Here is a 7,444-nt window from a genome sequence, read left to right as displayed (position 1 = left end):
TGATCGCCCTCGGGGGCTACGGGTTCGTCGCGGCTTTCCAGCCCGACGCGCACTTCGGCCGTGTGCTGGCCGCGTACGGCGGTGTCTTCGTCGCGGGCTCGCTCGCATGGGGAATCGTGATCGACGGCTTCAAACCCACGCTGTGGGACTATGTGGGCTCGGCTGTGGCCCTGCTCGGCGCCGCGATCATCATCTTCGCCCCTGCGCTCCAGCGCGCTTCGGACTAGCCCCCGAAGCCCCCGCCGCCTCAGACCTCGTTCAGCCAGCCGTAGCGCCCTTGCAGAGCCCCGGCGACGGCGGCGAACCGTCGGCGATCCAGCGCTGCGGCCTCGCGCCGCATCCCTCGCACGTGCACGCTGTACAGCTGCTCGATGTCGACCCACGAGGGGCGCCCCTGCGAGTCCCACGGCCCGGTGCCGATGGAGAGGTAGTCGCGGTCGCCGTCGTGCGCCTTGCTGGTCAAACGAACCGCGAACACACGGTCGGCCCCGTCGTGGCCGATCACCAGTACGGGGCGGTCCTTGCCGCGCCCGTCGTTCTCCTCGTATGGCACCCAGGTCCACACGATCTCGCCGGCATCGGGAGCACCGTCGCGCTGCGGGGCGTATGTGATCGTCAGCCTGCCCCGCGCCGGTGGGCGGACCTCGCGGGTCGCCGTCTGCCCGCCCTGACCGGGACTGAGCGCGGGTGTGGTGGTGGGGCGCGACCGGGGACTCTTCGCCTGCGCCGAGGAGCGTGAGCGGCCACCGAGGAGGCCGAGGATCCCCCGAACGAGGGACGTCAGGGGGCCGCGGCCGTCGCGAGATGCCATGGCTTCACGCTACCAACCGCTGTCGCACGTCTTCGCACGGCGAAGGGGCGCCGGACCGTGAGATCCGACGCCCCTTCGATGGATGCGAGTCAGTCGACGAGCGCGTAGCCCTCTTCACCGTGCACGACGGTGTCGATGCCGGCGATCTCGTCCTCGTTCTTCACGCGGAAGCCGATCGTCTTCTCGATGATGAAGCCCAGCACGTAGGCGACCACGAAGGAGAACACCAGCACCGTGACGGCGGCGATCGCCTGGAGGATCAGCTGTTCGGCGTTGCCGCCGAGGAACAGGCCCGTGCCCGTGGCGAAGAAGCCGAGGTAGAGCGTTCCGATCAGACCGCCGACGAGGTGGACACCCACGACGTCGAGCGAGTCGTCGAAGCCGAGACGCCACTTGAGCTCGACCGCGAGGGCGCAGACCGCACCGGCGATGATGCCGAGCAGCAGCGACCAGCCCGGCGCCAGGTTGGCGCAGGAGGGCGTGATGGCGACGAGGCCGGCGACGGCACCCGAGGCGGCGCCGACGGCGGTCGGCTTGCCGTCCTTGAGCTTCTCGACGATCGCCCAACCGAGGATGGCCGCCGCGGTGGCGCCCAGCGTGTTCAGCACGATGAGGCCGGCGGGCGAGCCGACGCCGGCGATGCCGGAGAGGATGTCACCGCTCGTGCCCTCGGGGGCGGCGTAGAAGGCAGCGGCGCCGGCGTTGAAGCCGAACCAGCCGAACCACAGGATCGCTGCTCCCAGCATCACGAGCGGCACGTTGTGCGGCTTGTGGATGCCCTTCTGGAAGCCGACGCGCTTGCCGAGCACCAGGGCGAGAGCGAGCGCGGCTGCACCGGCGTTGATGTGGACAGCGGTTCCACCGGCGTAGTCGATCACCTCGGTCGAGAAGCCCAGGGTGGTTCCGAGGTTGAAGATCCAGCCGTTGGTGTTCCACACCCAGCCGGCGACGGCGAAGTAGTCGATCGTCGCGAAGAAGAACGCGAAGATCATCCACGAGCCGAAGCGGGCGCGGTCGGCGATGGCGCCGGAGATGAGGGCCACGGTGATGATCGCGAAGGTGGCGCCGTAGGCGACGGCCGTGAGGTTCACGGTCGCGTTCTCACCGGTCGCCATCGCGCCGAGGCCGAAGTCGGAGAAGGGGTTGCCCAGGATGCCGCCCCACCAGTCGGCGGTCTGCATGTTGTATCCGTAGAGGATCCAGAGCACCGCGACGAGACCCATCGCGCCGAAGCTCATCATCATCATGCTGATGACGCTCTTCGCCTTGACGAGGCCGCCGTAGAAGAAAGCCACGCCCGGCGTCATAAAGAGCACGAGAGCCGTAGCGGCGATATACCAAGCGAGATTTCCGCTGTCCATGAAGGTCCTCACTGATGTGTTGTGTAACTCGGACCGGGTCGCCGCGGTTTCGGGGTCGGGGCGTCCCAGCGCACTCAGTGTTGCGGTACGCGGTTACCGCCGGTATCCGCGTCGTGTTTCGCGTTGGTTACGCGCGCCGCGTCCAGGTAAACATCACGTTTCGGGGTGGCGGGCTTCGCCGCTGAGGGCGATCAGGAATGCGTGAGCGCGTTGAGGCGCGAGATCGCGCGCAGGTATTTCTTGCGATAGCCGCCCGCGAGCATCTCTTCGCCGAAGACCTCGTCGAGGGGGCGACCGGTCGCGCGCACCGGGATCTGCGCATCGTATGCCCGGTCCACGAAGGCGACGAAGCGCAGTGCGGCGGACTGGTCCTGAAGAGTGATCACGTCACGCAGGCCGATCATCGACAGGTTCTCGATCAGGCGCACGTAGCGCGAAGGGTGCACGGTCGCGAGATGGCGGATCAGTTCGGCGAACGCGTCGTCCGAGACGACACCGGATGCCGCGGCGCCATCGATCGCCGCGCGGTAGGCGGCGTCGTCGCACACCTCGGCGTGCCCATCGAGGGCGCGCTGACGGTAGTCGGTGCCGTCGATGCGGATGGTCTCGAAGCTCGATGCCATGGCGTGGATCTCGCGGAGGAAGTCCTGCGCGGCGAATCGCCCTTCGCCGAGCGCATTGGGCGGGGTGTTCGATGTCGCCGCGAGCCGCGTTCCGGTGGGGACCAGCTCCCCCAGCAGTCGGGTCATCACCATGGTGTCACCCGGGTCGTCGAGCTCGAACTCGTCGATGCACAGCAGGTCCGCTCCGCGGAAGAGCTCGACCGTCTTCTGGTACCCGAGTGCCCCGACCAACGCGGTGTACTCGATGAACGATCCGAAGTACTTCCGTCGCGCCGGCATCGCGTGATAGATGGCCGCGAGCAGATGGGTCTTGCCGACGCCGAACCCGCCGTCGAGATACACGCCCGGCTTCATCTCCGGCACCTTCTTCGCGCGGCGGAAGAGTCCGCCGCGCTCAGCCGGACCCCCGCCGAGGCTGAACGCGATGAGCCGTTCCTTGGCCTCCTGCTGCGAAGGAAAAGACGGATCGGCGCGATACGTGTCGAAGGTCGCGCCGTCGAACTGCGGCGGCGGCACGAGTGCGGCGACCATCTCTGCGCCGGACACCGCCGGCTGACGATCGACGAGGCGAATCGTGCCGGAGTCGGTGGATGTCATCGTTCTCCCTCGTCGACCGCCGGTGCGCCCACCAGGTCGTGTGCGCGCAGCCAATCGCCGATCGCGTCGGTCCAGCGCTGCTGGTCGTAGTTCCAGAGCTTGGTGTGTCTGGCGGTGCGGAACACCTGCAACTCGACGAGATCGGGTCGCGCATCGGCCAGACGATGCGATGCGCTCGACGGAACGAATCCGTCATCGTCGCTGTGCAGGATCAGGACGGGGTGGCGCAGTTCGGCGGCGCGCGCCACGATGTCGAGCCGGTCGAGCGGAATGGGTCCGTCGGCGCCGATGGCGGGAGCCGCCCATCCGGTGCGGAGCGCCCCCATCGCCAGATCGGTCACCGGTGTGGGCACGTGCAGCGCCCGGGCCTGGTAGGTGAGGACGGTGCGCCAGTCGACGACGGGTGAATCGAGGATGACTCCTTCGATCTGCTCGCGGTGCGCGGAGCCGAGCGACGTCTGTAGGGCGATCGCGCCCCCCATCGACCAGCCCATCAGCACGATGCGGCGGGCACCATGGCGCAGGGCCCAGCTGACGGCGGCATCGACGTCGCGCCACTCGGTGGCGCCGAGCGCGTAGGCTCCGGCACGGCTGCGCGGAGCCTCACCGTCGTTGCGGTACGACACGACGAGCGACGTGATGCCCAGGGCGTGGAACACCGGCACTGCGCGCAGGCATTCGGCTCGCGTCGTGCCACGACCGTGGATCTGGATGACCCAGGTCTCGTGGTCCGCGTCGCTCCGCGGCTCGGCCGGGAACAGCCAGGCCGGGCAGGCGCCGATCGCGGCAGGCACGTGCTCGTGCGTGAAAGGCAGATGGAGCTCTTCCGGCCGTTCGTAATACCAGCCGCTGAACGCCGCATCGGCGGCGAGGCTCGATTCGCCGCCGACCTGCGTGAGGAGCTTCCGCTTGACGGTCTCGCCGTCGCTGGCCAGCACAGAGCCCACTTTGAGATAGTCGGCGGAGCCGGTCGTGAACAGGCCGTAGCGCCCCGGCAGCACCGTGTCGGGCGTGCGCGCCAGCGTGATGGTCTGGGCGGGCACGTCGATGTCGACGATGCGCGTGTCGGGCACGCGCCGTGAGGGCGTCACCACGCGTCGGGCCATGCGCAGGGCGACGGCGAATGCCATCGCGGCCGTTGCCAACAACGCCGCCGCAAGGGCGAGGGCAAGCATCCGCAGGGTGGCCGGAGCGCCGATTCGTGAGGCGCCGAGGGCGGCGCGCCTGGGTGCCTTCATCGTGGGCCCATCCTAGTCTGTGACCGTGGATGACACCCGTCCCGCCGCTGAGACACCGGCCTTCGCGCGCGCCGCAGAACAGCTGCGGTCCCTGACCTTCCGGTCCGACTTCTCCGTGCGTGAGATCGCCGCCCCGACGAGCCTCGCCCCGGAGGCGATCGCCTTCGCGGGAGACGTCCGTCCGGATGCGGACGGGCTGGACTCGCCGTATGGAACCGGGCGCTTCGTCCTCATGCACGACCCGGCCGAACCGGACTCCTGGGGCGGTCCGTGGCGTATCGTGTGTTTTGCGCAAGCTCCGCTCGAACCCGAGATCGGCGTCGACCCGTTGCTCGCGGACGTCGCCTGGTCATGGCTCGTCGATGCGCTTCAGACGCGCGGCGCGGCCTTCCATGCAGAGTCCGGAACGGCGACCAAGACCCTGTCGAAGGGGTTCGGCTCGCTCGCCGAGGAGGGTGACGGGGCGCAGATCGAGTTGCGGTCGTCCTGGACGCCCGCGGGCGACCTGAGCGCCCACGTGGAGGCGTGGGCGGAGCTCGTGTGCATGCTGGCGGGTCTGCCGCCGGGATCAGAGGGCATCGCCGTGTTCGGTTCGCAGCGGGGTGCATCAGGAAGGGGAACGCGTGGCTGAGTACGACGTCATCACGGATGCCGCCGGGCTCGCCGCCGCCGCCACCGCGCTCGCCGCGGGCACCGGCCCCGTCGCCGTCGACGTGGAGCGTGCATCCGGCTTCCGATACTCCCAGCGGGCGTACCTCATCCAGGTGTACCGGCGCGACGCCGGCGTCTTCCTCATCGACCCGCCGGCGGTGGGCGATCTGTCGCCGTTGCAGGATGCGATCGGTGGCATCACCTGGATCCTCCACGCCGCGAGCCAGGACCTCCCGTCGCTGCGCGAAGAGCACCTCGAGCCGCCGCAGATCTTCGACACCGAACTCGCTGCACGTCTGCTCGGGCATGAGCGGGTCGGCCTCGGCGCCGTCGTCGAGGACGCCCTGGGGATCACCCTCGCGAAGGCGCATTCGGCGGCGGACTGGTCGACCCGTCCGCTTCCGCAGCCCTGGCTCGAGTACGCCGCGCTGGACGTGCTGCACCTCGTCGACGTCTTCGACGTGCTGCGCGACGAGCTCGAGGAGCAGGGAAAGACCGATATCGCGGCTCAGGAGTTCGAGACGGTGCGCACGCGGCCCGTCAAGCCCGCTCGCGAGGAGCCCTGGCGACGCCTCAGCGGTTTGCACACCGTGCGCGGTCGCCGCGCCCTCGCCGTCGCTCGGGCCCTGTGGATCGCGCGGGAGGAGTACGCGCGCGAGCAGGACACTTCGCCCGGTCGGCTCGTCCCGGATCGGGCGCTGGTGGCCGTCGTCATCGCCGACCCCAAGACCAAGCAGGACCTCGCCCGCGTCAAGGACTTCACCGGCCGAGCGAGCCGCAGTCAGCTCGACCGTTGGTGGGCCGCGATCGAGGCGGGCCGCGCCGATCCCGCGCTGCCCGCCGAGCGCGCGTCCGGCGACGGGATGCCGCCCCCGCGCGCGTGGGCGGAGCGCAACCCGGCAGCCGACCTCCGACTGAAGGCGGCGCGCCCGCTCGTCGAACAGCTCGCTGTCGAGCTGCGGATGCCGACCGAGAATCTCCTGACCCCCGACACGTTGCGTCGTGTCGCATGGGCTCCCCCGGCCGAGATCGACCCGGCATCCATCGGTCACGCGCTCGCGGCCCACGGCGCCCGGCCCTGGCAGATCGAGGCCACGGCGGCGGTGATCGCCGGCGCCTTTGTCGAATCCGTGCAGACAGCCGAGGCTGCGTCCGACCTCGCGTCGTAGAATCGATCCAAGCGTTTCTGTGAGACTGAGTTTCATCGTACGCTGGACTGAATCTCAACCCTTGGAGGCAGTGTGGCCGAGCTCTCGGACGTCTACTTCGTCGATGGAATGCGCACCCCGTTCGGTCGCGCCGGCGAGAAGGGCATGTACTGGAACACCCGCGCGGATGACCTCGCGGTCAAGGCGACGATCGGACTCATGGCCCGGAACACCGCTGTTCCCGCCGCTCGCGTCGACGACGTCGCCATCGCCGCGACCAGCCAGACCGGAGAGCAGGGCCTGACGCTCGGGCGCTCGGTGGCCATCCTCGCCGGCCTGCCGCAGACCGTGCCCGGGTTCGCGATCGATCGGATGTGCGCCGGTGCCATGACGAGTGTCGCCATGATGGGGGCCTCGATCAGCGCCGGCATGTACGACGTCGCCCTCGCCGGCGGCGTCGAGCACATGGGCCACTACCCCATTGGCGGGAACGCCGACCCGAATCCCCGGTTCGTGGCCGAGAAGATGGTCGATCCGGGTGCGCTGAACATGGGCGTGACCGCCGAGCGCATCTTCGACCGGTTCCCGCAGCTGACCAAGGAGCGCTCCGACCGTTTCGGCATGCTCAGCCAGCACAAGGCGCAGGCCGCCTACGAGGCCGGCAAGTTTCAGCCCGATCTGGTTCCCGTCGCCGTGAAGGATGCCGAGGGAAGCTGGGGCCTGGCCACGGAGGACGAGGGCCGTCGCCCGCAGACGACGATGGAAGACCTCCACAGCGTGACAGTGGCTCATTCGCCGCACGGCACGTCGCCGTGACGCACACGGGGCTGATCGGTTTCGACAGCGTCTGTGAATCTGCGAGAAGCGGGCCGAGGATGCAGGGTTATCTCGTTAACGATCTCTGCGAACCTATAAGTGCCGAATCCAAGCGCACTGACTTCGCCCTCGCTGCCTAAGCGAGCCCGATAGTCCGTCAGACCGTGTGTGACCCCGCCACGGACCCGGCGTCATTAGG

The 7,444-nt window shown here is 69.0% G+C and carries 7 protein-coding genes, 1 other RNA gene and 1 pseudogene; 5 read left to right on the top strand and 4 right to left on the bottom strand.

Annotated features, from left to right (window positions below):
* Positions 1 to 227 (top strand): YnfA family protein (locus I5I_RS01845; RefSeq protein ID WP_036315742.1); only part of this gene is annotated, 227 nt, incomplete at its 5' end.
* Between the two features lie 20 nt (positions 228 to 247).
* Here the strand turns inward: I5I_RS01845 and I5I_RS01840 are convergent.
* The 4 genes from I5I_RS01840 to I5I_RS01825 all read right to left on the bottom strand — a co-directional run bounded on the left by I5I_RS01840 (position 248) and on the right by I5I_RS01825 (position 4,630).
* Positions 248 to 811, bottom strand: coding sequence for a type II toxin-antitoxin system PemK/MazF family toxin (locus tag I5I_RS01840; protein ID WP_036315739.1), 564 nt, complete (start codon positions 809 to 811; stop codon positions 248 to 250).
* A gap of 89 nt (positions 812 to 900) precedes the next feature.
* Positions 901 to 2,172: an ammonium transporter gene (locus I5I_RS01835; RefSeq protein ID WP_036315736.1), complete on the bottom strand. Its 1,272-nt coding sequence runs from the start codon at positions 2,170 to 2,172 to the stop codon at positions 901 to 903.
* 191 nt (positions 2,173 to 2,363) lie between these two features.
* Positions 2,364 to 3,392, bottom strand: coding sequence for a cell division protein ZapE (gene zapE, locus I5I_RS01830; RefSeq protein WP_005049510.1), 1,029 nt, complete (start codon positions 3,390 to 3,392; stop codon positions 2,364 to 2,366).
* Positions 3,389 to 4,630 carry an alpha/beta hydrolase family protein gene (locus I5I_RS01825; protein ID WP_036315733.1) on the bottom strand — a complete coding sequence of 414 codons (1,242 nt, stop codon included), beginning with the start codon at positions 4,628 to 4,630 and terminating at the stop codon, positions 3,389 to 3,391. The genes zapE and I5I_RS01825 overlap by 4 nt, the downstream gene beginning before the upstream one ends.
* A 25-nt stretch (positions 4,631 to 4,655) precedes the next feature.
* Between I5I_RS01825 and I5I_RS01820 the strand changes: the two genes are divergently transcribed.
* From I5I_RS01820 to ssrA, 4 genes and pseudogenes are all read left to right on the top strand, one after another.
* The gene (locus I5I_RS01820; protein WP_036315730.1) at positions 4,656 to 5,261 is read left to right on the top strand and encodes a DUF3000 domain-containing protein; all 606 of its coding nucleotides are present in this window, start codon (positions 4,656 to 4,658) and stop codon (positions 5,259 to 5,261) included.
* Complete coding sequence (locus I5I_RS01815; RefSeq protein ID WP_036315725.1) at positions 5,254 to 6,450, top strand: ribonuclease D; 1,197 nt, start codon at positions 5,254 to 5,256, stop codon at positions 6,448 to 6,450. Before I5I_RS01820 ends, I5I_RS01815 begins: the two co-directional genes overlap by 8 nt.
* Positions 6,451 to 6,522: 72 nt before the next feature.
* Positions 6,523 to 7,233, top strand: a pseudogene (locus tag I5I_RS01810) (acetyl-CoA C-acyltransferase); the annotation flags it as partial.
* 19 nt (positions 7,234 to 7,252) lie between these two features.
* Positions 7,253 to 7,444, top strand: a transfer-messenger RNA (tmRNA) gene (ssrA, locus tag I5I_RS16220); the annotation flags it as partial.

The organism is Microbacterium sp. B24, assembly GCF_000333415.1.
GTDB lineage: Bacteria > Actinomycetota > Actinomycetes > Actinomycetales > Microbacteriaceae > Microbacterium.
The sequence above is the reverse complement of the archived record's forward strand: the minus strand, read 5'-3'. Positions and strand labels throughout refer to the sequence as shown.